The sequence below is a fragment of the Mariniflexile gromovii genome, assembly GCF_017814435.1.
Taxonomy (GTDB): Bacteria; Bacteroidota; Bacteroidia; order Flavobacteriales; family Flavobacteriaceae; genus Mariniflexile; species Mariniflexile gromovii.
Genome location: NZ_JAGJCB010000046.1, coordinates 1 through 2,838 on the forward strand (window position 1 = coordinate 1; position 2,838 = coordinate 2,838).

Here is a 2,838-nt window from a genome sequence, read left to right on the forward strand (position 1 = left end):
CTGTTTGATGATTTTTCAACACTTCCTTTACGCAACGAAGTTTAAAATCGTAATTGTACTTGACTTTTCTTTCCATAAAAATACCCTCAAATAGTGTCTAACTTTTTGGGGGCAGTTCATTTTCTATTCGGTTTTTATTTGCTAACTTAACGGCTTAACCACGCAACAAACCATATACAAACACGTTATCTGCAATTACCGATACGGATTCGACACTTTTTTCTGGGCTGCACGGGGAAACTTTAAGGAGTTACTTGCTTTATTAGGTTTGCAAATCTCTGACCTAGAAAGAGAATTGCCAAGTATTTTTTGCTTGTCAGCGTAGAAAGCGCGCTTTCTACGCTGACACGTTGAAAAATACTTTATTAAGTTAAGGAAAATTTTTTACAAAGTCAAGTGTTTTTACTTATTGTTGACCTAATAAAGCAAGTAACGACATTTTTAGTGCCCTTGAGCGACGAACCTTATCAAGCATAAAATTCATAGCTCAAGGGCAAACCCAGAAAAAAATACCTGTTAATTATTCCGGATCGGCAACTGTACCTTTGCTTTTTATTATTAATTTTAGGCAAATAAAAAATTAAAATAAAACAGCAGATAACACGTGGTATAAATAATGGCCTAAAGCAAGTTTATGGAAAAGGCCACTATTCATACCACTAACCGTTAGCAAACATATGACCAGCCAATGAAAATCATCAAAATATTAACACTTTTTGTTCTAATTATAAGTTGTGCTGACAGAAAATCTGAAAACAAAATATCGGAATTTGATAAAGTTTTAGGAAAAGAAAATATTGCGACTTTGGACTTCCTTGTTTCCGATTTTGAAAATGATTATCTAAAAAGACAATACCCGAACTTGGACACAGAAAATGCCTATCGCCAGTTTTTAACCGAAATACGAGATAGAAAATTTAAAAACCTAAAAAAAGTATCGCAGAAAGCGAACGAAAAGTTTGAATCAAGTGATTTACGACTAGAAATGTATAAGTTTCCAGATTCTGCTTGGATATTGCTAAATAGTTCTTTTGACAAAATAGAATCGGACTCTTTACGATTTTTGGAAAGTCCCGTTCCATATGTCAAATCGAGGCATAAGTATATTAATCCAGACGGCACAACAGAATACACTTATTCAAGAAATTATTTAGAAATTCGACCTAATGCAGATTTTGATTCAATTATAAATCGTGAATTAAATTCAGCTGAAATTAATTACATTGGCAAGTATATGCGAGCACTAGAAACCATTAAAGACAAAAGCGAATTTCATAGTGAATTTTATGAAAAGAAAAGAGCTTTGGGATTTTTATATCCTATGTTAGCTGATGTAATGTTGCTAGAAAATATAGATTTAAATGACAAACTAAATAGAAGAATAATTGTACTGGAATTAGTCTATTAATAAATACGTTTGCTAACACCGTATAAAAAAAATTGCTAGTTTTAGCTAAACCAAAGTTAGTTGCTTGTTTGCTAGCTTCTGATTTTCCTTCGGAAAATCCTCGCACACAAACACGCAACTTTCCTTATACATAAACGTTGTGTGTAATTTGAGAAAATAGAGCTGAATTCAATGAAATTGACTGAAATAAATAAAATTACTGACAAAACAGAATTCAATAGTTACGTGGATTTTGAAACTCATCCGACTGCTGAATTAAGATGTTTAAATTGCAATGACAAAATTTCAATAAACTTTAGTAATCTAAAAAAGCATCAGCTATCTGACTTCTCCAATCTTTCGGAAAAGGACGCTAAAAAAATATCGGATTTTATAAAGGAAAAACTGACTGAAATCCCAAACTCATTTCTTGACTATTATTGCCCAAATTGTGGAATTCCGACAACATTGCTTTACGAAAGTTGGGGCGGTGGAAAACACGGAGAATATGGGTTTAATTTAAAGAATATAATAAGTGGAATTAAATAAAAAACTACACACAACACCGTGTAAAAAACATTGCTTATTTTAGTTTAATCGTTTGGTCGTTGCTTTGTTTGCTAGCTTCTGATTTTCCTTCGGAAAATCCTCGCACTCAAACACGCAACGTTCCTTACACATAAACGTTGTGGCACATTTTGACCCGTCCTGAAATAAGGCTACATAATTTTAAACATTATGTATAGAAATGACAAAGTAATCAGACGGTATTCAGAACCTTTCAAACTGAAAATTTTAGACGAAATTACAACCGGTAAACTAAACAAGAACCAATTAGGCAAACTTTATGGCATTGCCCCCACTACCATTAATGAATGGATTAGAAAGTACAACCGTAAAGACCTAATGAACACCAGAGTAAAAGTGGAAACAAAAGACGAGATAACACGAATTAAAGAACTACAAAAAGAGATTGAACAGCTTAAAAAGCTACTCTTAAAAAAGGATTTAGATGCCTTGGTATTGGATTCATACCTGGAAGTAGCTGCAGAAGATCTAGGCTATAAATCGGTGGCTGAACTAAAAAAAAAGTTAAGTACAAAGCCTTAATCAAAGCCAAGGAAAAAGCTAAGGGATTTGCTTCTTTAACTACAATAACACATTGTTTCGGACATAAACGAAATGCTTACTATAAGTATAAAAACAGAGCTGATAAGCGTTTAAAACTAGAACAGCAGATTATTGAGATTATAAAGAAAAGACGCAAATCCCTACCTAGAGAAGGCGTGCGTAAACTTGTAAAATCTTTAGATGGTGAGTTTACCAAAGCCAACCTTAAAGTCGGTAGAGACACACTGTTTAACGTCCTTAGGAAACATCAAATGCTTACACTCAGAAAGAAATATAGTTCCAGAACTACAAACTCTTTGCACAGGTTCTACAAGTATAAA

At 33.2% G+C, this 2,838-nt stretch carries 3 protein-coding genes; all 3 read left to right on the forward strand.

Annotated features, from left to right (window positions below; all coding sequences use genetic code 11):
• Positions 1 to 688: 688 nt before the first annotated feature.
• Complete coding sequence (locus J8H85_RS18790) at positions 689 to 1,408, forward strand: hypothetical protein (RefSeq protein ID WP_209657236.1); 720 nt, start codon at positions 689 to 691, stop codon at positions 1,406 to 1,408.
• A 171-nt stretch (positions 1,409 to 1,579) separates the two neighbouring features.
• On the forward strand, positions 1,580 to 1,936 hold the full coding sequence (locus tag J8H85_RS18795; RefSeq protein ID WP_209657237.1) for a hypothetical protein: 357 nt from the start codon (positions 1,580 to 1,582) through the stop codon (positions 1,934 to 1,936).
• 189 nt (positions 1,937 to 2,125) lie between these two features.
• Complete coding sequence (locus J8H85_RS18800) at positions 2,126 to 2,497, forward strand: transposase (protein WP_209657238.1); 372 nt, start codon at positions 2,126 to 2,128, stop codon at positions 2,495 to 2,497.
• Positions 2,498 to 2,838: the final 341 nt, after the last annotated feature.

Coding starts and splice junctions, on each gene's coding strand:
- J8H85_RS18790 (WP_209657236.1), top strand. CDS start 689: ATGAAAATCATCAAAATATTAACACTTTTTGTTCTAATTATAAGTTGT.
- J8H85_RS18795 (WP_209657237.1), top strand. CDS start 1,580: ATGAAATTGACTGAAATAAATAAAATTACTGACAAAACAGAATTCAAT.
- J8H85_RS18800 (WP_209657238.1), top strand. CDS start 2,126: ATGTATAGAAATGACAAAGTAATCAGACGGTATTCAGAACCTTTCAAA.